Annotated in this window: 21 protein-coding genes; 4 read left to right on the top strand and 17 right to left on the bottom strand. The window is 69.9% G+C overall.

The features are described from left to right. Positions 1 to 24: 24 nt before the first annotated feature. From HGG74_RS00815 to HGG74_RS00850, 8 genes are all read right to left on the bottom strand, one after another. Positions 25 to 375, bottom strand: coding sequence for a cupin domain-containing protein (locus HGG74_RS00815; protein WP_168484446.1), 351 nt, complete (start codon positions 373 to 375; stop codon positions 25 to 27). Positions 376 to 426: 51 nt separating this feature from the next. Further along, complete coding sequence (locus HGG74_RS00820) at positions 427 to 1,800, bottom strand: NAD(P)/FAD-dependent oxidoreductase (RefSeq protein WP_168484447.1); 1,374 nt, start codon at positions 1,798 to 1,800, stop codon at positions 427 to 429. 57 nt (positions 1,801 to 1,857) lie between these two features. Then, on the bottom strand, positions 1,858 to 2,970 hold the full coding sequence (locus HGG74_RS00825; RefSeq protein ID WP_168484448.1) for an ABC transporter ATP-binding protein: 1,113 nt from the start codon (positions 2,968 to 2,970) through the stop codon (positions 1,858 to 1,860). After that, a complete protein-coding gene (locus HGG74_RS00830; RefSeq protein WP_168484449.1) occupies positions 2,963 to 3,757 on the bottom strand; it encodes an ABC transporter permease in 795 nt (264 codons plus the stop codon). Before HGG74_RS00830 ends, HGG74_RS00825 begins: the two co-directional genes overlap by 8 nt. Further along, positions 3,754 to 4,674 (bottom strand): ABC transporter permease, encoded by a 921-nt coding sequence (locus HGG74_RS00835; protein WP_168484450.1) that lies wholly within the window; start codon positions 4,672 to 4,674, stop codon positions 3,754 to 3,756. Before HGG74_RS00835 ends, HGG74_RS00830 begins: the two co-directional genes overlap by 4 nt. Beyond that, positions 4,674 to 5,795 (bottom strand): ABC transporter substrate-binding protein, encoded by a 1,122-nt coding sequence (locus HGG74_RS00840; RefSeq protein ID WP_168484451.1) that lies wholly within the window; start codon positions 5,793 to 5,795, stop codon positions 4,674 to 4,676. The genes HGG74_RS00835 and HGG74_RS00840 overlap by 1 nt, the downstream gene beginning before the upstream one ends. Positions 5,796 to 5,836: 41 nt before the next feature. Further along, positions 5,837 to 6,400, bottom strand: a complete 564-nt coding sequence (locus HGG74_RS00845) for a helix-turn-helix domain-containing protein (protein ID WP_168484452.1) — start codon at positions 6,398 to 6,400, stop codon at positions 5,837 to 5,839. A gap of 173 nt (positions 6,401 to 6,573) precedes the next feature. Continuing rightward, on the bottom strand, positions 6,574 to 7,212 hold the full coding sequence (locus HGG74_RS00850) for a TetR/AcrR family transcriptional regulator (RefSeq protein WP_168484453.1): 639 nt from the start codon (positions 7,210 to 7,212) through the stop codon (positions 6,574 to 6,576). A 152-nt stretch (positions 7,213 to 7,364) separates the two neighbouring features. Here HGG74_RS00850 and HGG74_RS00855 point away from each other — a divergent pair, with 152 nt between their 5' ends. Further along, positions 7,365 to 9,839 carry a GcvT family protein gene (locus HGG74_RS00855; protein ID WP_168484454.1) on the top strand — a complete coding sequence of 825 codons (2,475 nt, stop codon included), beginning with the start codon at positions 7,365 to 7,367 and terminating at the stop codon, positions 9,837 to 9,839. A gap of 102 nt (positions 9,840 to 9,941) precedes the next feature. Here the strand turns inward: HGG74_RS00855 and HGG74_RS00860 are convergent, their stop codons facing one another. Next, positions 9,942 to 11,159, bottom strand: a complete 1,218-nt coding sequence (locus HGG74_RS00860) for an NAD(P)/FAD-dependent oxidoreductase (protein ID WP_205761111.1) — start codon at positions 11,157 to 11,159, stop codon at positions 9,942 to 9,944. Positions 11,160 to 11,356: 197 nt separating this feature from the next. On the opposite strand from HGG74_RS00860, the gene HGG74_RS00865 reads away from it, so the two are divergent. After that, positions 11,357 to 12,541: an RtcB family protein gene (locus tag HGG74_RS00865; RefSeq protein ID WP_168484456.1), complete on the top strand. Its 1,185-nt coding sequence runs from the start codon at positions 11,357 to 11,359 to the stop codon at positions 12,539 to 12,541. Between the two features lie 3 nt (positions 12,542 to 12,544). On the opposite strand, the gene HGG74_RS00870 is transcribed toward HGG74_RS00865, so the two are convergent. The 4 genes from HGG74_RS00870 to HGG74_RS00885 form a co-directional block, all read right to left on the bottom strand. Continuing rightward, complete coding sequence (locus HGG74_RS00870) at positions 12,545 to 12,919, bottom strand: DUF1801 domain-containing protein (RefSeq protein ID WP_168484457.1); 375 nt, start codon at positions 12,917 to 12,919, stop codon at positions 12,545 to 12,547. A gap of 233 nt (positions 12,920 to 13,152) precedes the next feature. Continuing rightward, positions 13,153 to 14,379, bottom strand: coding sequence for an amidohydrolase (locus HGG74_RS00875; protein ID WP_168484458.1), 1,227 nt, complete (start codon positions 14,377 to 14,379; stop codon positions 13,153 to 13,155). 3 nt (positions 14,380 to 14,382) lie between these two features. Beyond that, positions 14,383 to 15,144 carry a hypothetical protein gene (locus tag HGG74_RS00880; protein WP_205761113.1) on the bottom strand — a complete coding sequence of 254 codons (762 nt, stop codon included), beginning with the start codon at positions 15,142 to 15,144 and terminating at the stop codon, positions 14,383 to 14,385. A gap of 28 nt (positions 15,145 to 15,172) precedes the next feature. Next, a complete protein-coding gene (locus HGG74_RS00885) occupies positions 15,173 to 15,919 on the bottom strand; it encodes a DUF5058 family protein (protein ID WP_168484459.1) in 747 nt (248 codons plus the stop codon). A 237-nt stretch (positions 15,920 to 16,156) separates the two neighbouring features. Between HGG74_RS00885 and HGG74_RS00890 the strand changes: the two genes are divergently transcribed. Further along, positions 16,157 to 17,590, top strand: coding sequence for an amidase (locus tag HGG74_RS00890; protein ID WP_312856680.1), 1,434 nt, complete (start codon positions 16,157 to 16,159; stop codon positions 17,588 to 17,590). 111 nt (positions 17,591 to 17,701) lie between these two features. On the opposite strand, the gene HGG74_RS00895 is transcribed toward HGG74_RS00890, so the two are convergent. The 4 genes from HGG74_RS00895 to HGG74_RS00910 are packed head-to-tail and all read right to left on the bottom strand — an operon-like array spanning position 17,702 to position 22,859. Further along, positions 17,702 to 18,658, bottom strand: coding sequence for an Lrp/AsnC family transcriptional regulator (locus HGG74_RS00895; protein ID WP_168484460.1), 957 nt, complete (start codon positions 18,656 to 18,658; stop codon positions 17,702 to 17,704). Positions 18,659 to 18,708: 50 nt separating this feature from the next. Beyond that, on the bottom strand, positions 18,709 to 20,226 hold the full coding sequence (locus tag HGG74_RS00900) for a carboxyl transferase domain-containing protein (RefSeq protein WP_205761115.1): 1,518 nt from the start codon (positions 20,224 to 20,226) through the stop codon (positions 18,709 to 18,711). Position 20,227: 1 nt separating this feature from the next. Next, positions 20,228 to 21,451, bottom strand: coding sequence for a CaiB/BaiF CoA transferase family protein (locus tag HGG74_RS00905; protein ID WP_312856681.1), 1,224 nt, complete (start codon positions 21,449 to 21,451; stop codon positions 20,228 to 20,230). A gap of 49 nt (positions 21,452 to 21,500) precedes the next feature. Next, positions 21,501 to 22,859: an SLC13 family permease gene (locus tag HGG74_RS00910; RefSeq protein ID WP_168484462.1), complete on the bottom strand. Its 1,359-nt coding sequence runs from the start codon at positions 22,857 to 22,859 to the stop codon at positions 21,501 to 21,503. Between the two features lie 135 nt (positions 22,860 to 22,994). Here HGG74_RS00910 and HGG74_RS00915 point away from each other — a divergent pair, with 135 nt between their 5' ends. Further along, positions 22,995 to 23,696 (top strand): FadR/GntR family transcriptional regulator, encoded by a 702-nt coding sequence (locus tag HGG74_RS00915; RefSeq protein WP_168484463.1) that lies wholly within the window; start codon positions 22,995 to 22,997, stop codon positions 23,694 to 23,696. Positions 23,697 to 23,789: the final 93 nt, after the last annotated feature.

The following is a 23,789-nucleotide window of genomic DNA, read 5'->3' on the forward strand; positions in this document are numbered from 1 at the left end:
CTGCGGCAGGGACACCGGCAGCCATCAGGCGAGGTCCAGGGTCACGTAGGTCTTGCGGACCGTCTCATGAACCTCCCAGGTGCCCTGCCAGCCGGCGGGCATGACAATGGTGTCCCCGGCCCGGGCCTGGACCGGGGCCTGCCCGTCCGCGGTGATGGTCACCCGGCCGGCGAGGAGCTGGCAGACCTCGTGGTAGCCGTCGCGCACGGCGGTGAACGTGCCGGGCGAGCACTCCCACACACCGACCGAGAGCTGGTCGGCGGTCCAGATTTCCTGGGCGGCCTCGGTCTGCGCGGTCAGCGACGTCGGCTTCGGCGCCGGTGTGCCGAGGTCGGTCTGCGGAGCGGCGGCGAGGTGGATGGTGGCGGTGGACATGGCTTCCTTTCCTGCGCCGGTGCCGGCGCGGGCTGGTCGGGCGGCGGTAAGTCAGGCGCGGCCGGAGACGAGGTCCGCGGCCTTGGCGATCGGCGACGTCGAGCCGCGGCCGGCGTTTTCGGCCCGGTCCGCCGCGTGGTAGGCGGTGTAGAGCGCCTTGACGGCGAGCCAGCGGGCCGGCTCGATTTCCCAGCGGCGCACCCGCCGGTTCACCCACGGCATGGTGGTCAGTTCGCTGCCGGGCTCGAGGATCAAATCGCGCAGCGTCCGTCCGGCCAGGTTGGTGGCGGCGACCCCGGTGCCGACATAGCCGCCGGCCCAGCCGAGTCCGGTCTCCCGGTCCAGCCCGACGGTGGCTTTCCAGTCCCGGGGCACGCCGAGCACCCCGGCCCAGGCATGGTCGATGCGGGCGCCGCGGGTGGCCGGGAACATGTCGTGCAGGATCGCCGTGAGCGAGGTGATGGTCTGCGGCTGGGTGGCGCCGTCGGTATCGGTCTTCGAGCCGAACCGGTAGGGCACGCCGCGGCCGCCGAGGGCGATCCGGTCATCCGCCGTGCGCTGGGCGTACATGTAGGCATGGGCCATGTCGCCAACGGTCTCGAAGCCGTCCCAGCCGATCTCGTCCCACACCTCGGCGGGCAGCGGCTCGGTGGCGATCATGGAGGAGTTCATCGGCAGCCACTCGCGGTGGGCGCCCTTGAGGTTGGCAGTGAACCCTTCGGTGGCCCGCAGCACCCAGGTGGCCTGGACGGTGCCGGCGGCCGTGACCGCCTGCCGCGGCCGGATCTCGGTGACGGTGGTGTTTTCGTAGATGCGCACGCCGAGGCGTTCGGCGGCGGCGGCCAGGCCGCGCACCAGCCTGGCCGGCTGGATGCGGGCGCAGTGCGGGTGGTGGAGCCCGCCGAGGGTGCCGGCGATCCGCACCTGGTCGTTGGATTCCTGCGCGCTCAGCAGCCGGGCGCCGGCCTCGGGCCAGCCGGCTTCGGCCGCAGCCTGGGCCTGCAGGCGGTGCAGCTGGGCGGGGTTCCTGGCCACCACCAGCTCGCCGCCCTTGCGGATGCCGGCGTCGATCCCTTCGGCCCCGGCGACGGCGATGACCTCGTCCACCGTCTCGTTCAGCAGCGTCTGGAACCGGCCCACCAGCTGGCGGCCGTGGCTCCTGACGTACTGCTCCCGGCCGCCGGTGATGCTGTTGGTCAGCCAGCCGCCGTTGCGGCCCGAGGCACCGAAGCCGGCGAACCGGCTTTCCAGCACGACGATATCCAGCTTCGGCTGCGCCTTCTTCAGGTAGTAGGCCGTCCACAGGCCGGTATAGCCGGCGCCGACGATGGCGACGTCCGCCGTCGCATTTCCTGCCAGTGCGGGCCGGGGTACGGGCAGCCCGTCCGCGGCGTACCAGAAGGAGACGTTGCCGTTGATGGTCATGGTGTTCCTTTGCTGTGCTCGGTGGTCATCGGGTGGGGTGGGGCGCGGCCGGTACGGTCAGGTGGTGGAGACCAGGTCGGAGTCTTCCAGCAGCACGCCGTCGCGGTCGGACCAGTAGACGACGGCGTCGTCGCCGGGCCGCAGGCCGTTGCTTTCGGCCAGGGGCGTGCGCACGATGCCGGTGGAACCGTCGGGCAGGCGCAGCTCGTACTTGTGCCCGGAACCGAGGTAGATGTTCTGCACCACCTTCACCGGGACCTTCACGGCGCCGCCGGGTGCGTCGCCGGCCCGCGGTGCCACGCGCAGCTGTTCGGGCCGCAGGACCAGGGCTCCCCGGCCCGGGACCTGCCCGGCTGCCGGGCCGCGGAGCCTGGTGCCGTGGAAGTCCATGGACCAGTCCGGGCCGGCTGCCTCGACCGGGGCGCGGAACACCGTGGACTCGCCCATGAACCGGGCCACGAACAGGCTCGCGGGCCGTTCGTAGAGTTCGGCACTGGTGCCTACCTGTTCGATCCGGCCGTTGTTGAAGATGGCGATGCGGTCGCTGAGGATCAAAGCCTCTTCCTGGTCGTGGGTGACGAAGACGAAGGTCCTGCCAACTTCCTGGTGGATCCGCTTGATCTCCAGCTGCAGCTTTTCGCGCAGGTTCTTGTCCAGGGCGCCCAGGGGCTCGTCCATCAGCAGCGCCCGGGGGCTGAAGACCATGGCGCGGGCGAAGGCCACGCGCTGCTGCTGGCCGCCGGAGAGCTGGCGCGGATAGCGGTCCCCGTAGCCGGACAGGCCCACGGTCCGCAGCGCGTCCTCGATCAGCGTCTTCTGCTCGGCCTTCGGCGTCCTGCGCTGCTGCAGCGGGAAGGCGATGTTTTCCGCCACCGTCATGTGCGGGAACAGCGCGTAGTGCTGGAAGACGACGCCGAGGCCGCGCTTGTGCGCGGGCACATTGTCCACCCGCTGGCCGTCGATTTCGATCGACCCGCTGGTCAGGTCGGTGAAGCCGGCGACCAGGTTCAGCGTGGTGGTCTTGCCGGATCCGGACGGGCCCAGCAGGGTGATGAATTCGCCGGGCTCGACGGTCAGCGAGACGTCGTCCACGGCGACGGATTTGGCGTAGCGCTTGGTGACGTTCTGGATGTCGATCCGGGTTCCGGCCCCGGCCAGCTGACTAGACATTTTTCCTCCTGCGCATGCTGAGCAGCCCCACCGCGATGATGACGGTGGTCAGCAGCATGATCATGGTTGCGGCGGCGGCAATGGTCGGGTCCGTGTCCCTGGTGACCGAGGCGTACATCTTCACCGGCAGGGTTTCCAGGTACGGGCTCTTGATAAAGATGGACAGGACCACCTCGTCGAACGAGGTCACGAACGCGAACAGCGCCCCGGAGACCACGCCGGGCAGGATGCCCGGCAGCGTGACCTTCAGGAAGGTGGTCCAGCGGTTGGCTCCCAGGCTCGCCGCCGCCGTCGCCAGCCGCTGGTCGAAACCGGCCAGCGCGGCGGTGACGGAGACGACGACGAACGGCACCGCGAGCACGGTGTGGGCCAGCACGAAGCCGGCGAAGGTGCCCAGCATCTGTGCCTGCAGGAAGATCGCGTACACGCCGATCGCCAGGATGATCGCGGGCACCACGATCGGAGCCAGCAGCAGCGCCTGCAGGGACTTGGCCGCCCGCCGCCGCGTCCACTTCTGCAGGCCGACGGACGCGGCGGTGCCGACCGCCGTGGCCAGGGCGGCGACGACGACGGCGACCAGCACCGAATTGCCGAAGGCGGACATCCAGGCCGGGTCCTGGAAGAAGTTCTCGTACCAGCGCAGCGACCAGCCCGCGGGCGGGAAGTTCAGCGATGCCTTGTCGGTGAAGCTGAGCGGAATGACGACGGCGGTCGGGGCGATCAGCACGAACGCGACCAGGCCGGCGTACACCCACAGCAGCGAGCGGGTCAGGACCGAATGCTTCACAGCAGGCCTCCTTCGTCGCCGGCGGCGCGCTTGCTCTTCTTCATCAGCAGGGCCAGCAGCCCCAGCAGCGCCAGGGTCGCCACCAGCAGGATGACCCCGAGCACGCTGCCGCGGCCCCACTGGAGCTGGCCGTTGACCTGCATGTAGATGTACTGCGAGATCATCATCTCCGCGGGCGAGCCCAGCAGGGCCGGGGTGATGTAGAAGCCCAGCGCCTGGATGAAGACCAGCAGGGACCCGGAGACCACGCCGGGCATGGCCAGCGGCATGAAGATCCGGGTAAAGGACACGAACGGCCGGGCGCCGAGGCTGCTGGAGGCCTGCATCAGCCGCAGGTCCACATTGTTCATGGACGCATACAGCGGCAGCACCATGAACGGCAGCAGCACCTGGACCATGCCGACCAGGACGCCGGTGGTGTTGCGGATCAGCTCGAACGGGCCCAGGCCCAGGACTGCCAGCAGGCCGTTGACCAGCCCGTTGTCCTGCAGCAGGATGATCCAGGCGAAGCTGCGGATCATCAGCGAGGTCCAGAACGGAATCAGCACGATCACCATCAGCGCCGCACGCAGCTTCGGCCCGGAAATGACCATGAAGTACGCATAGGGGTAGGCCAGCACCAGGCAGATCGCGGCGGACAGCAGGGCCACCCACAGGGTCCGGCCGAGCACCGCCCAGTTGCCGGCGTCGGCAGCGAACCACTGGTAGTTCTGCGGCCCGGGCGCCGGGTACGCCACGCTGCGCCACATGGCCTCGGCCAGCGGGTAGGCGAACACCCCCGCCATCAGGGCCAGGGCCGGCAGCAGCAGCAGGACCGGGCTGAGCCGCAGCGGACGGCGGCCGGAGGCCGCCGCCGCGCCGCCGGTGCGGCGGGCCTGGCCGGCCTGCCGCACCGGATCTTTCAGCGAAACGCTCATCAGGAGACCCAGGCCGTGTACTTCTCGAGCACGTCGGCGTAGTTCTCGCCCCACCAGGCGAAGTCGGAGACGATGACCTTTTCGGCGATCTCCGGCTCGGTGATCAGGAACTTGCGGCCGTTCTCATTGACCTCGGGCTTGGCCTCGAGATGGACGGGCGAGTACGAGGTTTCCTCGGTCAGCTTCTCCTGCTGTTCCTTGCCCAGGTAGTAGTTGATCAGCGCCATGGAGGCCTTGGGGTTCTTCGCGTTGGTCGGCACGGCGAGCACGTCCATCACGACCACGCCGGTGTCCCAGGCCGGCTCGAACGGTGCACCGTTCTCCACCGCGCCGAAGGCCCGGCCGGACCAGACGACGGCCATGTCGGCTTCCTTGGCTTCGAGCATCTGCTGCGCCTGGGCGCCCGTGCTCCAGTACACGAGGCTGTCCTTGATTGTGTCCAGCTTGGCCAGCGCCCGGTCGATGTCGAGCGGGTACAGGTCCTCCGGTGCCACACCGTCTGCGATCAGGGCCCCTTCGAAGATGCCCGCGCCGGCGTCGTTGCCCTGGATCGCGCGCTTGCCCGGGTACTTCTTCGTGTCGAAGAAGTCCTTCCAGGTGGTGGGGGCGTCGCTGTACTTCTCGGTGTTGTAGACCATCACCGTGGCATACTGCATGGCCGGCACGTAGCAGTCGCTGGCCAGGCCTTCGGGGATGTTGGACTTGTCGATGATGCTGTAGTCCAGCTTCTGCAGCAGCTTGCCGCACTGGCCGGCTGCCCAGTTCGAGTCGGTGTCCACCACGTCCCAGGTGACATTGTTGGACTCGACCTGGGCCTGGATCTTGGCGTACTCCATCGGCCCGTCGGAAAGGACGCGGGCGCCGGACTCCTCGGCGAACGGGGTGATCGCGGCGGCCATCTGGCCGTCCTGGTAGATGCCGCCGTAGGAGGCGAAGGTCATGTTCACGCCCTCGAGGGCGCCGGCCTTGACGGTGCCCGCCTGCGCCGGTCCGCTGCCCAGGTCGACCTCGGCGGGAGCTGCCCCGCCGGCGCCGCCCCCGCAGGCGGACAGGAGCAGGGCCGCGGTGGCTGCGATGCCCACCGGGAGGACTTTGGCGCGGCGCCGGGTGCTTGCTGACATGGTGTCTCCTTTGAGTGTTGAACGGGCTGACTGTCGATGGTTCAGGGAGTGGGCGGGCTGATGATCCACATGACTTCGGACCGGGTGCCCGCGATGTTCCGCAGGCCGTGCGGAGTCGAGGAGAGGTACTCGATGCTGTCGCCGCCGTCGAGCACGTAGGTTTCGGCGGCCAGCCGCACTTCGACCTGCCCGGTAAGGCAGACCAGTACCTCCTGGGCATTGCCGTGGACGTAGAGCTCTTCGCCGGTGCCGCCGCCGGGTTCGATCTCGCCGGCGTACACCTCCAGGTTCCGCTGCGGCGTGCGGGTGAGCAGGTACTTGACCAGGCCGTCGCCGTCGTGGAAAGCCGGCCGGTCCGCCTTGCGCAGCACCCTGCCTTCCGGGGAGGTGCCGTCGATGAGTTCCGCGGTCGTGGCGCCCAGGGCGGCGGCGAGCTTCTTGAGCGTGGCCACGCTGGCGTTCGACCGGCCGTTCTCCAGCTGGCTCAGGAAGCCGGAGCTGAGGCCGGTGGCCTGCGCCAGCCGGCGCAGCGAGATCCCGCGCAGCTCGCGGGCCGCCCGGATGCGGCCGCCAATGGGCTGCTCGTTTTCCATGATGGCCGTCATCGAACATCCCCTTTAGCTGTGCCAAATAAGTGATTTGTATCACTAATCACTTTGTTAAGTCAGACCCTAGCCGGGGAGCGGAAGCAGGGGCAAGGGGTTTACGAACAGTTTTCATTTCGGCAACATCCGGAAACCCTCCGGCACCCGCGGCGGTCCCTGCGGCGGGTGCCGGATCAGCCGCCCAGATCGGAGCGGAGTTGGGCGCGGGCAGTGGCCAGCAGGAGGGTTGCCGTGTAGTCCGGGGTGATCTTCGGGTCCCGCGTCGCCACGGCCAGGATCAGGCCGTCGATGAGTGCCACGAAGATGTCGACGATCTGTTCCACGGGAGCTGCCGGCTCGAAATCGCCGGCGGCCACGCCTTCGGTGATGGCTGCCATGAGCGCGTCGCGCCAGGTGTTGTTGGTACTGGCCACCACCGGCTGCACTTCCTTGTGGCGGCTCGCCGCTGCGCAGGATTCCAGCCACACCGTGCAGTGCTCGTGGTTGGTTACCGCTCCCTCGAGGAGCGCGCGGACCTTGGCCGAAGGGTCCTGCTTCCGCAGGGCGAGCTGCTGCCAGTCCCGTGCCCTGCGTTCGCAGGCGGTCACCAGCATTTCGTGGACAACGTCGTCGCGCGTTTCGAAGTAGTGCTGGATCAGGCCAATCGAGATCCCGGCTTCCTTGGCGATGTCCCGGAGACGGATCCCGTCGTAACCGTGCGCCGCCAGGAGGCGCTCAGCGGCATCGAGGATCAGCCTGCGGCGGGGGTGGTCTTCCGGCAGGGCCGCCCCGGATCCCGGCGGGGCCGTGGTCGGGCTGGCAGGTGTGGGCATGATTTCCCTTCGGATCCGGTGTGATACGGTTCACAATAATGCCTTATTATTGGAGGATAGCATGAGGGCCAATCCCCGCAACCGGAGAGAATTGCCCCGCATCCTTTCAGCCCGTCCTTACACCGGTTTTCCCACGACAGAAGCGAGGACCCATGGACCGTCTCGTCGACCGCACCATCAGCGCGTCAGCCTTCACCGATGAAGCCCGCGGGCCGCTGCCCGCCCGGGCGCGCACCGTCGTCGTCGGCGGCGGAATCGTCGGCGCCAGCATCGCCTACCATCTGGCCGCGGCCGGCGAGAGGGACGTCCTGCTGCTGGAGGCCAACGTCCTGGGCAGCGGCACCACCTGGCACGCGGCAGGCCTGGTCACCGGCGGGAGGACGACGGCGGCACTGACCAAGTTGGCGCAGTACGGCCTCGAGACCTACGCCGGCCTGCAGGAGCGCTCGGGACTTGACGTGTCCTTCCAGCAGTGCGGCTCGCTGATGGTGGCCCGGACTCCCGGGCGGGTGGATGAGATGCACTATGCGTGCGACGTCGCCCGCCGGCAGGGCACGGTGGCGGAGATCCTGGACCCGGCCGGCTTCGGGCGGCTGTGGCCAATGGCGCGCACCGAGGGCGTGCTCGGCGCCCTCTTCCTGCCCGGCGACGGGCATATCAATCCCGGCTATGCCGCCCTGGCGTTCGCCAAGTGCGCCGCCGGGCTCGGCGTCGGCATCCGGGAAAACGTATCCGTCACGGGGGTCATCCAGTCCGGGGGGCGTGTCACCGGCGTTGTCACGGACCAGGGGGCCATCGAGTGTGAGCGGGCGGTGCTGGCCTGCGGGCTGTGGACCCGGGACCTGGCGGCGGGCGCAGGCGCCCACGTCCCGCTCTACGCCGCCGAGCACGTGCATGTGCGGACCGCGGAGATCGACGGCGCCGTGCCAGGGCTGCCCGTGTTCCGGGACCTGGACAACAGCTACTACATCCGCCACGAGCTGGGGCGCCTGCTGGTGGGGGCCTTCGAGCCGGACGGGCTGCCGCGGACGGTCAGTGAGGTTTCCCGGGGCGGTTTCGCGGAGTTCCCGGCCGATTGGGAGCACTTCGCGCCGATCCGCGGCAAGGCCGAGGCCGCCGTGCCTGCCCTCGCCTGGACCAGGTACGAACGCTTCCTCAACGCCCCGGAGAGCTTCACCCCGGACGCCAACTTCGCCCTCGGGGAGACCTCCGAGGTGGCCAACCTGTTCGTGGCGGCCGGCTTCAACTCGCAGGGCATCATCTTCGCGCCCGGCGCCGGCAAGGAACTGGCCGAGTGGGTGATCTCCGGAACCCCGGGCTTCGACGCCTCGTCCGTGGACGTCCAGCGCTTCTCCCGCCACCAAAGCAACCGCCGCTACCTCCACGCCCGGACCAAGGAAGGGCTCGGACGCCTCTACGCCATGCACTGGCCGCAGCTGCAGCCCGCGACCGCCCGCAACGTCCGGCGTTCGCCGCTGCACTCGCGGCTTGCGGAGCTGGGCGCCTGCTTCGGCGAGCTCAATGGCTGGGAGCGGGCGAACTGGTACGGCGAGCCCGGCAGCACGCCGGCGTACGAGTACAGCTACGGCCGGCAGAACTGGTTCGACAGGGTGGGCCAGGAGCACCGGGCCGCCCGGGAAGGCGTGGTGCTGTTCGACCTGAGCTCCTTCGCGAAGATCGAGGTGGCCGGCCCGGACGCGCTGGCGGTCTGCCAGCAGGCCTGCACCGCCGACGTCGACGTCCGCGTCGGCAAGGCCGTGTACACCCTGCTGCTCAACGAGGCCGGCGGGATCGAGCTGGACGGCACGGTCACGCGGCTGGCCGGGGACAGGTTCCTGGTGGTGACCCCCGCCTTCAGCCAGGACAAGACGCTCTGGCACCTGCGGCGCCTGGCCCAGGGCCGGGCAGCCGCCGTGTTCGACGCGACGGCCGGCCTGGCCACCATCGGCGTCATGGGTCCGAAGAGCCGGGAGCTGCTCAGCCGCGTCTCACCGGATGACTGGTCCGACGCCGCGCAGGGCTACACCGAGGGCCGGACCGTGGAGGTGGCCGACGGCTTCGCGTACGCCCTCCGGGTGAGTTTCGTGGGGGAGCTGGGGTACGAGCTGTACCCCAGCGCCGACCTGGCCGTCAATGTCTTCGACGCTTTGTGGGAGGCCGGCCAGGACCTCGGCGTCCGGATGGCCGGGTACCACGCGCTCGACTCCCTGCGCAGCGAGAAGGGGTTCCGCCATCTGGGCCACGACATCGGCCCGGCGGACGATCCGTATTCGGCGGGCCTCGGCTTCACCGTGGCACTGGACAAGCCGGGCGGCTTCGTGGGACGGGACGCGCTGGCCAAGCTCGACCCTGCCGCCCCGGACCGGCGGGTCCTGTACGTGCGCCTGGAGGACCCGGAACCGCTGTTCGTCCACGATGAGACGGTGTTCTGCGACGGCGAGCCGGTTGGCCGCATCACGAGCGGCAGCTACGGGTACACGCTGGGCAGCGCCGTCGGCATCGCCTCCGTCGCAGCCGATACGAACCTGTCCGGAGCCTTCACCGTGGAGTGCAGGGGCCGCCTCGTCCCGGCCCAGGTCTCCCGGCGTCCGTTCTACGACCCGCAGGGCGGGCGCCTGCGCGGGTAACCGCTGGCCGGGCAGGCCGCCCGCGGCCGTGCCGGGACCTGGTGATGCGATCGCCAGGTCCCGGTACGCTCGTTCCCCGCTACCCGGCCAGCGGCTGCCCGCTCAACGGCCCAAGGCTGTCGGGGCTCCCCAATCGACACCGTGCTGTTCGAACCGGCTCATCCGGTACGGGCTGATGTCGGCCTCCGGCTGCTTGTTCTCAGCCAGGTCGGCGGCAATGATCCCCATCAGGGCCGAATACTTGAAGCCTTCGCCGGCGTCGCCGCAGGCGACCACAACGCCGGGGATCGGGGAATCGATGATGAACTGGCCGTCGGGAGTGTCGGTCCAGACGCAGACCTGTGCATCGAGGCCGTCCGGATCCAGCGAGGTCAGGTTTGCCCGCACCCTCTCCCGAATCGCGTTCGTCCGCCCTTCGTCCGGCGTCCGGTCCGGGTCACCCTCGAGATAGTCCCGAAGCGGACGGTCAAGACCGACCTTGTAACCTATGCCGGGACTACTCATGGCGTAGATGCCGGGCACTCCTTCGTGGGGACCGTCAAAGAAGCAAGGGTAGTTCTCCGTGGCGTTGCGCCGGTCAGCGTCTCCGAAGTGGACGACCTGCTCCAGGTAGGGCCGCAGCGGCGCCGACAGGCCCAGCATCGGGAGCAGGAAATTGCTTCCCGGCCCGGCGGCGAGCACGACGACGTCGGCCTCAATCTTCGTGCCGTCGGCCAGGGTAGCCCGGGCGCTCCCGGAAGTCGCGGCAAGGTCCACCACGCTCCGGCCCTCCAGGAAGGTCCCGCCGGCCGTGGAAAACAGCCGGAGCTGCGCCTGCAGGCTGGCCTCGGCAAGCACGACGCCGGCGTCCTTCTGCCAGATGGCGTCCCGGCCGTCCGCCGCCAGGCCGGGCAGATACTCTGCAACCCGGTTCGACTCGACCTCCGTGAAATCCACACCCTCCGCCAGAAGCGTCGATCGCAGGCGCGGAAGTGACTTCGTGTCGCGCCACAATATGCCTTTCTGCCGGAAGACCGGTGTTCCGGCCCGGCTCGAGAGCCGCTTCATCGCCTCCAGTCCCAGCCGGGAAAGCCGTACTCGTCCGGGATCGGGATCAGGTATCCGCCACATCCGTGTCGGGCCGTACGAGGACGACAGGGTGTTCGCCACGCCGAACCGGTCGATCAACGTGACCTGATGGCCTCGGGTGGCGAGCTCCGCTGCCGAAGGCAACCCCCAGGCACCGGCGCCGACAACGATAATCCTCAACGTGGGACCCCCCCTGATCCGGAAACGACCTCCGCCGGCGCGCCGGCAGGCTCGGCAGGGCCTGCGCCGCACGGGCACCACCTCAAGTGTGTTGTACGTCATGGCTGCCGCCGCGTTTTTGCCCCTGGACGGCGTGTTGGAGGCTGCCGGAACGCCCCTGGGTCCGCAGGCGGGGCAGGTCTCCTCAACTACCGGTCATTTCGGGCCGCGGCCGGTTCCGCCGGCCCCTGCCGCGGGATACTGGAAGAGGGGAGGAGGGAAGGGCGGCCATGTTTCCGGTAGAGCTCCGCGGCACGGACCATCAGGTCCTGATGTGGGCCAATGAGCGCGAGATCGAGCCGGCGGCCCTGCAGCAACTGCGCAACATGGGCTCCCTGCCGTGGGTCTACGGTGTGCGGGTGATGCCCGATGTCCATCTCGGCAAGGGCGCGACGGTCGGCTCGGTCATCGCCATGCCGAACGCGGTCTGCCCGGCCGCGGTTGGCGTGGACCTGGGCTGCGGCGTCGTCGGCGTCCGGACGTCGCTGACCGAGGCCGACCTGTTCGACCTGCACCGGCTGCGGCGCGCCATCGAATCGGCCATCCCCGTGGGGACCGCCTCACACCGCAGGGACGTGGACCTGTCGCGCCTCGGCCTCGAGCACGGGATGAAGGCCTTCTGGAACGGCTTCAAGGACCTGCATCCCGGCGTGCAGAAGCTCGAGTCCCGCGCCCATGCCCAGCTGGGCACGCTCGGCAGCGGGAACCATTTCATCGAGGTGTGCGTGGACCAGGACGGCTTCGTGTGGCTGACCCTGCACTCGGGTTCGCGGAACATCGGCAAGGAGCTGGCCGAGCGGCACATCGAGGTCGCCCGGAGCCTGCCGCACAACCGCGGGCTGGTGGACCGCGACCTGGCGGTGTTCCTGGCCGGCACGCCGCAGATGGAGGCCTACCGGCGGGACCTGTGGTGGGCCCAGGACTACGCCGCCCGCTCGCGCGCGGTGATGATGGGCCTGGTTAAGGAGCAGGTGGCCAGGCACTTCGCCGCGGCGAAACCTACCTTCGGCGAAACAATCAACGTCCACCACAACTACGTGGCCGAGGAGATCGTCGACGGGCAGCAAATGCTCGTCACCCGCAAGGGCGCCATCCGGGCCGGCAAGGGCGAGCTGGCCCTGATTCCCGGGTCGATGGGCACCGGCTCCTATGTGGTGCGCGGGCGCGGCAGCGAAGCGTCCTTCCAGTCCGCCGCCCACGGGGCCGGACGGCGGATGTCCCGGCATGCGGCGACCCGGACCTACACGGTGGCCGACCTGGTCGCCCAGACTAAAGGGGTCGAGTCGCGCAAGGACCAGGGCATCGTGGACGAAATCCCGGCAGCGTACAAGGACCTGCACTCGGTCATCGACGCGCAGCAGGACCTGGTCGAAGTCGTCCAGCACCTGCGCACCGTGCTCTGCGTGAAGGGCTGACGCTCAGTTTTTGAAGCCGATGCCTGCCGTCACCAGGTCCGCCAGTGCCGGGGCTTTCGCCGCGAGCTCGTCCTCATCCTGGATGCGCACATAGCGGGTTTGCTGGCCGTCGCCCTCCAGGACTCCTGCGGGATCGGGCAGGAAGCGCCCGTGCTCGAAGTACACCTTCAGATGGTCCGCGTAGGGAAAGATCCCGCAGACGTAGCCGGCCGCCGGGTGGCGGTAGCCGATGGCGTGCCAGACCGGGTAGGCGGTTTCGGCCAGCTCCGCGGCGGCGGCCCGGACCAGCCCGCGCAGCTGGTTGGCCAGGTCCACGATCTCCGGGGTGTGGCCGGTGAGGATGTGTTCGGGAGTAACTGCGGGTTTTCCTCCGGCCATGGCAGGACCTTCCCTTTCCGCGGCGGCACTGACAGTCTGCGGGGAGTCTAGCCCCGATCCGGCGGTGCCCGCCAGCGGCCGGTTCCGGGCGTCCCGGGGTTCCGGGCCGCGCCGCGGAATGACGACGGCGGCGGACGGGCACCGAAGTGCCGCCCGCCGCCGTCGTCCGTGCCTAAGGGAGGCAGCAGGGGCACCGTCCCGAGCTTGCGAGGGCCGGGCCGGCCCGCTGAACGCTAGGTGCGCGCCGGCCCCAGCCGGGAGAGCAGGGCGGCCACGGCGGCGCGGGCACCGGTGGAGAGCGTCGGTTCCATGACCGGGCCGAAGAACGGCGAATGGTTCATCGGGGCCGGGCCCGCGGCCAGGTCGAAGCCGCCGAACATCCAGTACACCGAAGGCACGCCGATCGAATCGGCCAGGTGCCCGAAGTCCTCGCTGCCCATCAGCGGCGGGGCGTCGACGACGTTGTCCTGGCCGAGCTCGGCGCGCAGTGCCGCGGCAATGCCGGCGGTGGTTTGGGGGTCGTTGTAGCAGCGCGGGAAGGTGTAGATTTCCTCCACCGTTGGCTCCGGCGCGGCCGAGGCGGCGGCCTCGGCCGAGACGATGCGCCGGATGGCGGCGAGCACCTGGTCCCGGGTCTCCTGTTCGAAGGTGCGGATGTTGAGCGTGAACTCGGCCCGGTCCGGGATGATGTTCTCCTTCAGCCCGGCATGGAAGGTGCCGGAGGTGACGACCGCCGGCGTCGTCGGATCCAGTTCGCGCGAGACGATGGTCTGCAGCCGGGTAATGATGTGCGCGCCGAGCACGATCGGGTCGATGCCGGCCTGCGGCTGGGAGCCGTGCGACTGCTTGCCGTAGACGGTCACCCTCAGGGCGTCGGCCATGGCCATGGCGGTGCCGGTGCTGATGTTGATCGTGCCGGCCTGCAGCGGCATGACGTGCTGGCCGAGCACCACCTCCGGGCGCGGAGCGCGGTCCCAGAGCCCGTCCTCGACCATGGCCGCGGCGCCGGCGGCGGTCTCCTCGCCGGGCTGGAAGAGCAGCACCACGGTGCCGGACCAGGCGTTCGTGTGCCGGGCCAGCACCCGGGCGGCGGCCAGCAGGGCCGCGACGTGGGTGTCATGGCCACAGCCGTGCATGACCGGAACGATGGTGCCGTCGGCCAAGGTGCCGGTGTCGCGGCTGGCGTAGTCCAGCCCGGTGTCCTCGGCGATCGGCAGCCCGTCGGTGTCCGCCCGGAAGGCGACCACGGGTCCGTCGCCGTTGCGCAGGATGCCGACGACGCCGGTGCCTCCGCAGCGGAAGTGTTCCACGCCCAGGGCCGCCAGTTCCGCGGCGATGAATTCGGCAGTCCGGTGCTCCTGCATGGACAGCTCGGGGTGGGTGTGCAGGTGCCGGTAGTCCGCGTGCATCTGCTCGCGGTCGGCGTCGGTCAGGGCCGGCAGCAGACTGGTTTCCGTCATGGCCTAGATCTCCTCCTTCGGTGCGGTGCCCTCGCCCTCGCCGTCGTCGGCGAGGTGGGCGTGGTGGGTAACGGTGCGGTCCCGGCCGAACCAGGCCAGCGCGATGGTGGCGGCGACGCCGATGGCCGTGGCGCCCATCGCCAGCTGCGGCACCAGCGGGACCAGGACGAACTGGACCAGCAGTGCGATGGCGATGGCGAAGAGCGTCGGACGCAGCTGCTTCATGGTCGCGATGATCTGTACCAGGACGGCGCCCATGACGGCGGGCAGGATGTACAGGCGGGCGACGTCGATCAGTTCCATCGGGATGATCGAAATCAGCCAGGTTCCGAGCACGCCCACGAAGAGCAGCAGGGAAACCAGGTGGACCGTGGCCGCCCCGCAGATCGCCATGACGGCGGCCAGGTCGCCGCGCTTGGTGCCGGGCCGGGCATTGACGGTGGACTGGGCGACGATCGCGGCCGGCAGCAGCTTGTTGGAGATGTTGCCGATCATGAAGGCCTGGTACATGGCCGCCGAACCCAGGATCGGGAAGTAGGTCAGCGGTTCCATGATCCAGAAGATGCCGAAGGTGGCGGCGACCGCGAGGAAGGCGAGCCAGACATGGCCGGCCGTGATGTCCAGGCCGCCGAAGAAGACGAGGTAGCACGGGCCGATCAGCGACAGGACCAGGCCGGCGAGCATGGTGATGCGGCCCCAGCGGGAGGTGGTGGCCTCGAAGCCTGCCATGCCGGCGCCCGCACGGGTGGGGATCTGCGTAGTCATTGCGGTATTCCTTTCGTGCGGTAGGGGCTCAAGCGGTGTGGGCGACGAAGGCGACGGCGAGGGCGGTGATGATCGCGAAGCCCAGGGCCCATTCCTTCAGCCAGCCGGCGCCGAGCTTTTTGGCCAGGAACAGGCAGCCGGCCATGACCACGGCCGAGACGCCAAGGGTGACCAGGTGGACGCTGGACTTGGGCGCCTCCGCGACGGCGAGCATGCTGAAGGCACCGAGCAGCGCGGCGCAGGGGATGATGGCCATAGCCGCCGGGTTCATGGCCGAGAGGCGGTGGCCGCCGCGCTTGAGGATCGGGGTCAGGATAAGGGTGGCCAGCATCCACATGCCGCCGCTGAGGCTCATGGCCATGAAGGCGATGGCGAAGATCTGCTGGGTGTAGTCGGGGCCGCCGAGGGTGGCGCCCATGGTGGTGGCGGCAATGCCGGCGGAGGCGGTTTCGGTGGCCGCGGAGCCGATCAGGCCGATCCGCACCAGCACCGCCGGGGTGCCGAAGAGGGCCAGCAGGGCGATGGCCACGAGCACCACGGCCAGGGACGGGCCGACCGAGGCGATGGCTCCGGCGCGGTAGGACCGGGTCAGTTCCTGCGAGCTCATGCCGGCGTCGGGGCCGGCCTTGCGGGCGGCCTTCACATAGATCAAGGTCTGCACGAAGATCACGGCGAAGACACCCAGGGCACAGACCCAGACCAGGGGTGAATTCGCCACCGCGAGGATATCGGTGGAACCGGCTTCCGCCAGGACCTGGACACTCAAAGACTGCATGGTTCCTCGGACTCCTTCATCAGGGGATTCATCAGTGTGACCTGGATTACAAACCCGGAAGTGCTAGCCATAACCATGCGCTTCTGTGCTCCTGGTGGCAACACTTGCCCGGAACGGCCACAATTTTGGCCGTTTCCTCCACTGGAAGCAGATTTTCCGGATCGGCTTCCCCGGCTCCGGGCCGCGGTCCACACTGTGGAGGACAGTCCGCAACCCGAGCGCGAGGAAGTAGCAACAGTGAGCGACATTCTGAACCTGTCCGCCGCCGAGACGGTGGCCGGCATCCGCCGCAAGGAGTTTTCGGCCCGCGAGGCCGTCGACGCCCACCTGGCGCGGATCGAGGAGGTCAATCCGGTGATCAACGCCGTCGTCACCCTGGACCCGGACGGCGCCCGCGCCGCCGCCACGGCGGCCGACGAGCTGACCATGAGCGGGGCGGAGCTGCCGCCGCTGCACGGGCTGCCAATGACGCACAAGGACACGCACAGCACGCGCGGCATGCGCACCACGCAGGGGTCGCTGGTGCTCAAGGACGCCGTGCCGGAGGAGGATGACCTGATCATCGCCCGGCTGCGCGCGGCCGGCGTGGTGGCCACCGGCAAGACGAACGTGCCGGAGTTCGGTGCCGGCTCGCACACCTTCAACGAGGTGTTCGGCACCACCACCAACCCGTACGCCCCTACGCTCAGCGCCGGCGGGTCCTCCGGTGGTGTCGCCGCGGCCATCGCATCCGGCATCCAGCCGCTGGGCGAAGGCTCGGACATGGGCGGCTCGCTGCGCATCCCGGCCTCCTTCTGCAATGTGGCCGGCTTCCGCCCCTCCTACGGGGTCATCCCGATGCCGTCGCCGGTCAATGCCTGGGCCTGGCTGGGCCGCACCGGCCCGATGGCCCGGGAAGTGTCCGACATCGCGCTGTTCATGTCCGCCGTCGCCGGCCCCTCGCCGCTGCTGCCGACGCCGGCGCCGATCGGCGGGGAAGCGTTCGCCGGCCCGCTCACCGGGGACCTGCGCGGGGTGCGGATCGGCTGGAGCGAGGACTTCGGGATCGGGATCCCGGTGGAACCGGGCGTGCTTGAGGTGCTCCGGCGCCAGCTGCGGGTGTTCGAGGAGGCCGGCGCGGTCATCGAGGAAGCCACCCCCGACTTCTCCGAGGCGGACAAGGTTTTCCAGGCCACCCGTGCCACCGACTTCGCCGCCGGGCTGGGGCCGCTGGTGCGCGCGCACCGGGACCTGATCAAGCCCGAGGTCGTCTGGAACGTGGAGCTCGGCTGGTCGCTCAGCGCCGAGGACCTGATTGAAGCCACGGCCGCCCGCACCCGGCTGGAGGCTTCCGTGCAGGACTTCTTCGGCCGGTACGACCTCTTCCTCAGCCCGGCCGCCCAGGTGCTGCCGTTCGATGCCTCCCTGCGCTACCCGCAGGAGGTCAACGGCGTCGCCTCGGAGACGTACCTGGACTGGATGCGCTCGGCCTGCGTGCTCTCGGCCACGAGCCTGCCGGTGCTCGCCCTGCCCGCAGGCTTCACCCCCGCCGGGCTGCCGGTGGGCTTCCAGCTGGCAGTCAACCACTACCGGGACGCGGACCTGCTGCGCTACGCGAAGGCCTTCGAGGACCGCACCCGCTGCGCGGACGTGCGCCCTGCTCTGCCCGCCGCCGCCCCCACAGCCCCCTGACCCCGCCCTTCCTTCCCATCGACGGTGCAGGACACGCCCGTTTTCCATTCGGAAACGGGCGTGTCCTGCACCGTCGTTTGGGCGGGGGACCGGCAGGGGGAGGGAAGCAGCTCAGGGGGAGGGGAGCAGCCGGCCGCCGCGCTTGCGGGCCTGCAGCAGCAGGGTGGTTTCGATCCAGTCCGCGTCATCGGCCCAGGCGGCCTCGGTGATGAACCGGTAGAGCGCCTCCTGGTCCGCCACCGTCACATCCGCCACCAGCTGCCAGCCGCCGGCGAGGGCGGCGGCGTAGCGCACCGCCGGCAGACCGCCCAGCGCGCGGCCGATCGGTTCCACCTTGCCGGGGGCACACTTGATCCACAGGAAGGCCTCGACGGGCAGGCCGACGGAGGCCGGCTCCACGATCGCGCGGATGCTCACGTAATTGTTGCGCAGCAGCCATTCGCCGCGCCGCCGCGCCGTGGTCTCCGAGACGCCGGCCCGGCGCGCCAGCGCGTCCAGGCTGGCCCGGCCGTCCTCGACCAGCGCCTCTACCAGGCGCAGGTCCTGGGCCGAGAGCGTCTCGGATCTGGCCATCGGCTTGGGGTCGGCGGTCAGTTCCGACTGAAGCGCCGCCGTTTGGGCGTCGGTGAGCAGGCCTGAGCGCCAGCCCCGGATCGAGCGGAAATACTTCAGCACCGGATAGCTTGCGGCCCGGACCAGCCCGACGGTGGACGGCACTTCGGTGCCCAGCACAGTGCCCAGCTGGGGCGGGTCCACCATGAGTTCGGCCACGCAGTCGGCCCCGCCGGTCATCAGGTAGCTGAAGGTGGAGTCCTTGCGCTGCGCCACGGCTTCGACCGCGGCCCGGCTGGTCCCCGGCATGCATTCGAGCCGCAGCAGGGCCGATGCCGCCCTGGTCCGCAGCCCGACCACTGCCACGTCCCCGGAGGCGAGCAGCTCCGCCCCGCGCCGGGCCACCGTGCGTTCGGGTTCGCCGAGCACCGTGGCGATTTTCCGCCACGGTGCCCGGCCATCGACCTGGAGTGCAGCGGCAATGCGCTGCTCCAGCTCATCCAGGATGCGCGGCATGGATCGGGGCCTCCTTGGCAGGACGGGGTGTCGGTCCGATCCTACGCCGGTCAGGTACCCAGCCGGGCGAACTTCTCCCAGCGCTGCTCCAGCCGTGCGGTTGCCGGCTGTGCCGCCGCCTCGGACAGCTCGTACTCGATCGCCCGTGCCATCCGGCGGCAGAAGTCCTTGGGCTCCGCTGCCGCGTCGGGGCGTTCGTCGACGATGTGGTCCACCAGTCCGATCCGGTGCAGCGAGGCCACGTTCACGCCCTGGGCGGCGGCGATCGACGGCGCGTGTTCGGTGGTCCGGTACAGGATCGCGCTGGCGCCTTCCGGCGGCAGCGGTGAGAGCCACGCGTGCTGCGCGGCGATGGTCCGGTCCGCCGGCAGCAGCGCTAGGGCACCGCCGCCGGAGCCCTGGCCCAGCAGCACCGAGACGCTGGGGGAGCCCAGGCCGATCAGGTCCTGCAGCGAGCGGGCGATTTCCCCGGCCAGCCCGGCTTCCTCGGCTTCCTTGGACAGGTCGGCGCCGGGGGTGTCGATGACGGTCAGCAGCGGCAGTCCGAGTTCTTCGGCCAGGCGCATGCCGCGCCGTGCCTCGCGCAGCGAGCCCGGTCCCATGGCCGGCGCGTCGGGGTGGCGCGGACGGTGGTGGCCCAGCACGATACAGGACTGGCTGCCGAAGCGGGCCAGGGCCAGCAGCAGGCCGGGGTCGTTTTCGCCCTGGCCGGTGCCGTTGAGCGGCAGTGCGTCGTCCGCGGCAGCCAGCAGGTAGCGCAGGTCGGGCCGGCGCGGGTTCCGGGAGATTTCGATGGAGGCCCAGGCCTCGTCCGACGCCGGTGCCGCCGCCGTCGTTTCCGGGGCAGGTACCGGCCCGGCCGGTTCCGGCAGCAGGATGGCCAGGGCGCGGTCCAGGATCTCGGAGAGCTGCTCCGGCGGGACCACGGCGTCGACCAGGCCCTTGTCGAAGAGGTTCTCGGCGACCTGGACGTTCTCCGGGAACGGCCGGCCGTTCAGGGCCTCGAAGACCCGCGGCCCCAGGAAGCCGAGCAGGGCGCCGGGCTCGGCCACGGTCACATGGCCCAGCGAACCCCAGGAGGCCATCACCCCGCCGGTGGTCGGGTGGCGCAGGTAGACCAGGTAGGGCAGACCCGCCTGCCGGTGGCGGCGCACCGCCGCGGTGATCTTCACCATGCCCAGGAAGGCCAGGGTGCCCTCCTGCATCCGGGTGCCGCCGGAGGCGGGCCCGGCCAGCAGGGGGAGCCGCTCGGTGGTGGCGCGTTCGATGGCGGCGGTGATCCGGTCCGCGGCCGCCTGCCCGATGGAACCGGCCAGGAACGTGAATTCGGAGACGATGACCGCCACCCGCCGGCCCCGGATCAGTCCCTCCCCGGTGACGACCGATTCGTCGGTCCCGCTCCGGCCGGCGGCCGCGGCGAGCTCCCGGCGGTAGCCGCCGTCGTCCGCAGCCGGCGCCGCGGCCGGGGCATCCCAGGAGCGGAACGAACCGGCGTCGAGCACGGTGTCGATCAGCTCGGCGGCGTTCAGGCGCCGCACTTTGTTCACGGTGGGGCTTGCCGCGGCCATCTCAGGCCTCCTCGGCAAGCCAGGCGCGGATGGCGCCGCCGTCGGCATCCAGCAGCGGCGGGGCCTGGTGCGCGGTGCGGGTGGTCTCGGTTTCGTCCGCGGCGTCGAAGAAGCGCAGCGGCGGGCCGGGCAGCTGCACCTGACCCAGCACCGGGTGCTCGACGTCGACCAGCAGGCCCTGGGACTTGACCTGTTCCCAGGCATAAACCTCGTCCAGGGTCCTGACCCGGCCGGCCGGGATGCCGGCCTCGTTGAGCTTCTCCAGCAGGGCCTCGGAGCCGTACCCGGCGAAGGCGCGCTCCACTTCCTTGATCAGCAGGTCCCGGTGCCTGACCCGGTCCGCATTGGTGGCGAATTCCGGGCGCGTGCCGTCGATGGCGAAGGCCTGGCTGAAGGTGGCCCAGAGCTTTTCGCTGCCCACGCTGATCTGCACCTTGCCGTCCTGGCAGCTGAAGAGCCCGTAGGGGGCGATCGAGGGATGGTGGTTGCCCTGCGCGCGCGGGACCTCGCCGGCCACGGTGGCCCGGGTGCCCTGGAAGGCGTGCACGCCGACCATGGCGGCCAGCAGCGAGGTGCGCACCACCTGCCCGCGGCCGGTACGCTCACGCTCGAGCAGGGCCGCCAGCACGCCGTAGGCCCCGTACATGCCCGAGAGCAGGTCCGCGATCGGCACCCCCACCCGCTGCGGGTCCTCGGGGCCGGAGCCGGTCAGCGACATCAGGCCGGCCTCGCCCTGCAGGATCTGGTCGTAGCCGCTGCGCTGGGACTCCGGGCCGTCATGGCCGAACCCGCTGATCGAGAGGATGACCAGCCGGGGGTTGAGCTCGTGCAGGCGCGCCGTGGAAAAGCCGAGCCGGTCCAGCACGCCGGGGCGGAAGTTCTCCACCAGCACATCGGCGCGCCGGATGAGGCCGGCCAGGACCTCGGCGCCGTCGGCGCTCTTCAGATCCAAGGCGATGGATTCCTTGTTGCGGTTGCAGGAGAGGAAGTAGGTGGCCTGCCGGTTGTCCTCCGGCCCGACGAAGGGCGGGCCCCAGCCGCGGGTGTCGTCGCCGTGCCCCGGGGACTCGACCTTGATCACCCGCGCCCCCAGGTCGGCCAGCATCATGCCGGCGTGCGGCCCGGCCAGGGCCCGGCTCAGGTCCACGACCGTGTAGCCGGCCAGCGGACCTGCGGCAGCCTGCTGCCGGTCGGTGTCCGTGCTGGTGGTGGTTTCGGTAGTCACTGCTGCTCCTTGCATTGGAATCTGGATGGTGGCTTGCGTAGGGGGGCGGTCAGAGCCAGCCGGGCAGGACCAGGGTCAGCCAGGCCAGCGGCGGTCCGGCGACGACGACGAGGCCGCCGTAGGCGAGGATCTGCCGGTAGAAACGGTCCTTGTCCGTACCCTCGGGGGCGTTGGCCAGCACCAGCGCCCCGTTGGTGGAGAACGGCGAGACGTCCACGATGGTCGAGGCGATGGCCAGGGCGCAGACCACGCCGACGGCGCTGACCGCGCCGGAGTCCAGGAACGGGATGGCCAGCGGGATCAGGGCCGCGAGGATGGCGGTGGAGGACGCGAAGGCGGAAACGACGGCGCCGATGTAGCAGATCAGCAGTGCGGCCAGCAGCGGGGCGCCAAGATTGGCCACGCCGTTCGAGACGTAGTCGATGGTGCCGGCTTCCTCGAGCACGCCGACGAAGGTGAGCATGCCGCAGATCAGCAGCACGGTCGACCAGCTGATCTTGTTCACGGCACCCTTCTGCGCCTTGGGGGAGACCAGCGCGAGGATGACGGCAATGGTGATGGAGACGAAGCCGACGTCGACCTTGAAGCCGAGGGCGATGACGGCCAGCGCTACGAGCCCGAGGATGGTCATGACCTGCGGGAAGCGCTCCGGGGACGGCGCGCTCGGGCCGTCGCCGGCCGGGTCGCGCGGTCCGTACGTGCCGCTGCCGGTACCCTTGTAGTCCACATCCGAGGCGCGGCTGCCGACGCTCAGGGACATCCGGGCCTTGGCGACCTGCTCGGCGAGGCGGCCGGCGCGCGATGCCGCCAGTTTCCGTCCGCCGAGGACGAAGAACAGCACCAGGGCGATGGCGAGATTGAAGAACAGGCTGGTCAGGAACAGCGCCATGGCGCTGAAGGCGAAGCCGGCATCGGTGATCAGGCCGTTGACGATGACACCGTAGACGGCGATCGGGGAGAAGCTGCCGGCCTGGGCCCCGTGGACCACGAGCATGCCCATCATCAGCGGGTTGATTTTGTATTTCGCGGCGAAACCAAGGGCGATCGGAGCCATGATGGCGACGGCGGCGGGGCCGAGGGCGCCGACGGCGGTGATGCCTGCCGTGATGACGAACATGACCCACGGAATGAGGGCCACCCGGTTGTTGACCAGCCTGACCGCCTTGCTGATCAGCAGGTCGATGGTCCCGTTGTTCTGCGCGATGGCAAACAGGTAGGTGACCCCGACCAGGGTCAGGAACAGTCCGCCCGGGAAGTTGGCCAGGATGGCGTCGGTATCCATGCCAAGGAACACCGCGCCCAGCAGGAAGGCTCCCACGAAGGCGAGGGCGCCCATGTTGATCGGCAGGACGGTGGCAAGTAGGAACATCGCCGCCAGGACGATGATCGAGAGTATGGGAGCGGACATCGGCGTTCCTCCGGTGAAGCTGGTATTGTGAGTTGTGTCACTGGCTCACTGGCCTAGCCTCCTACACAGCAGGCGACTTTGTCAATGAGCGTAGCGGTACGCTGTGCAGCAGGACCGCCGAACCTGGAGGTAACCATGCGAGTAAATGCCGCCGGCCCGTCACTGGCAAGGGTGGCGAGGCCCCGGCTGTATGAGCAGCTGATGAAGCAGATCCTCGGCTATATCGAGGCCGAGCAGCTGGGCCCGGGGGACCATCTGCCTGCCGAGCGCGACCTGGCCGAACGCCTGGGTGTCTCGCGCGCCACCCTGGCCCAGGCCCTGGTGGCGCTGGAAGTGCTCGGCGTCATCGACGTGCAGCACGGCACCGGCGCCGTGCTGGTCTACCGGCCCAGCATCGCCGCGGTGCTCAGGGGACTGCGCGAGCACCAGAACCGGCTGCCGGAAATCGTCGAGGCGCGCAGCACCCTCGAGGTCAAGCTCGCCGCGCTCGCGGCCGCCCGGCGGACCGAGGAGGACATGGCGGGCATCGACGCCGCCCTGGAGGTAATGGCGGAGGAAATCGGTTCCGGGGACCGCGGGGCGCGCGGCGACGAGCTCTTCCACCAGGCGGTCACGGCCGCGGCGCACTCGCCGGTGCTGGCCCAGCTGATGGCCTTCATCGCCGAAATGGTGCTGGAGACGCGGCTGGAGTCCCTGGCCCAGCCCGGCCGGCCCGAGCAGTCGCTTGCCTCGCACCGCAGGATCGCCGAGGCCATCCGCGCCGGCAATGCCGAGGAGGCGGCCGAGGCGATGCAGGCCCACATCACCCTGGTCTCCGACGTCGCGCTCCTGAAATAGCCGCCCGGCCCGCAGAACCCCGGATGCGCCGGGCGGCCTGCACCGGTAGAGTGGGCTACCGGTGTGCCGGGAAGTCTGGTCGGCGTGTTCTGT

The organism is Arthrobacter mobilis, assembly GCF_012395835.1.
Classification (GTDB): domain Bacteria; phylum Actinomycetota; class Actinomycetes; order Actinomycetales; family Micrococcaceae; genus Crystallibacter; species Crystallibacter mobilis.

Excerpts from the sequence above, each read along its gene's own strand:
- HGG74_RS00815 (WP_168484446.1), bottom strand. The coding sequence starts at position 375 with ATGTCCACCGCCACCATCCACCTCGCCGCCGCTCCGCAGACCGACCTC.
- HGG74_RS00820 (WP_168484447.1), bottom strand. The coding sequence starts at position 1,800 with ATGACCATCAACGGCAACGTCTCCTTCTGGTACGCCGCGGACGGGCTG.
- HGG74_RS00825 (WP_168484448.1), bottom strand. The coding sequence starts at position 2,970 with ATGTCTAGTCAGCTGGCCGGGGCCGGAACCCGGATCGACATCCAGAAC.
- HGG74_RS00835 (WP_168484450.1), bottom strand. The coding sequence starts at position 4,674 with ATGAGCGTTTCGCTGAAAGATCCGGTGCGGCAGGCCGGCCAGGCCCGC.
- HGG74_RS00840 (WP_168484451.1), bottom strand. The coding sequence starts at position 5,795 with ATGTCAGCAAGCACCCGGCGCCGCGCCAAAGTCCTCCCGGTGGGCATC.
- HGG74_RS00845 (WP_168484452.1), bottom strand. The coding sequence starts at position 6,400 with ATGACGGCCATCATGGAAAACGAGCAGCCCATTGGCGGCCGCATCCGG.
- HGG74_RS00850 (WP_168484453.1), bottom strand. The coding sequence starts at position 7,212 with ATGCCCACACCTGCCAGCCCGACCACGGCCCCGCCGGGATCCGGGGCG.
- HGG74_RS00855 (WP_168484454.1), top strand. The coding sequence starts at position 7,365 with ATGGACCGTCTCGTCGACCGCACCATCAGCGCGTCAGCCTTCACCGAT.
- HGG74_RS00865 (WP_168484456.1), top strand. The coding sequence starts at position 11,357 with ATGTTTCCGGTAGAGCTCCGCGGCACGGACCATCAGGTCCTGATGTGG.
- HGG74_RS00870 (WP_168484457.1), bottom strand. The coding sequence starts at position 12,919 with ATGGCCGGAGGAAAACCCGCAGTTACTCCCGAACACATCCTCACCGGC.
- HGG74_RS00875 (WP_168484458.1), bottom strand. The coding sequence starts at position 14,379 with ATGACGGAAACCAGTCTGCTGCCGGCCCTGACCGACGCCGACCGCGAG.
- HGG74_RS00880 (WP_205761113.1), bottom strand. The coding sequence starts at position 15,144 with ATGACTACGCAGATCCCCACCCGTGCGGGCGCCGGCATGGCAGGCTTC.
- HGG74_RS00885 (WP_168484459.1), bottom strand. The coding sequence starts at position 15,919 with ATGCAGTCTTTGAGTGTCCAGGTCCTGGCGGAAGCCGGTTCCACCGAT.
- HGG74_RS00895 (WP_168484460.1), bottom strand. The coding sequence starts at position 18,658 with ATGCCGCGCATCCTGGATGAGCTGGAGCAGCGCATTGCCGCTGCACTC.
- HGG74_RS00900 (WP_205761115.1), bottom strand. The coding sequence starts at position 20,226 with ATGGCCGCGGCAAGCCCCACCGTGAACAAAGTGCGGCGCCTGAACGCC.
- HGG74_RS00910 (WP_168484462.1), bottom strand. The coding sequence starts at position 22,859 with ATGTCCGCTCCCATACTCTCGATCATCGTCCTGGCGGCGATGTTCCTA.
- HGG74_RS00915 (WP_168484463.1), top strand. The coding sequence starts at position 22,995 with ATGCGAGTAAATGCCGCCGGCCCGTCACTGGCAAGGGTGGCGAGGCCC.